At 68.4% G+C, this 209-nt stretch carries 1 pseudogene; it reads left to right on the top strand.

The features are described 5' to 3' along the window. Positions 1-12 precede the first annotated feature (12 nt). Positions 13-209: pseudogene (locus GTY56_RS39825) on the top strand (polyamine ABC transporter ATP-binding protein); the annotation flags it as partial.

The raw sequence follows: 209 nt of genomic DNA, 5'->3' as shown, positions 1-209 counted from the left end.
TGGAGTGGGCTCGTGGCTGAATTCGGTATCGCGGCACCGTCGGTGAAGGTGGCCGGTGACAAGCCGGCCACCGCGACCGGCAAGGCGCTGTCGGTCGTGGCCCTGCGCAAGACCTACGGCGATGTGGTCGCTGTCGACGAGGCGTCGATGGAGATCGCGGCGGGGGAGTTCGTCACCTTCCTCGGCTCGTCCGGGTCGGGCAAGACCAC

Origin of the sequence: Streptomyces sp. SID5643 (genome assembly GCF_009872555.1) — a bacterium.
GTDB lineage: Bacteria > Actinomycetota > Actinomycetes > Streptomycetales > Streptomycetaceae > Streptomyces > Streptomyces iakyrus.
This window is presented reverse-complemented; position numbering and strand designations above follow the sequence as displayed.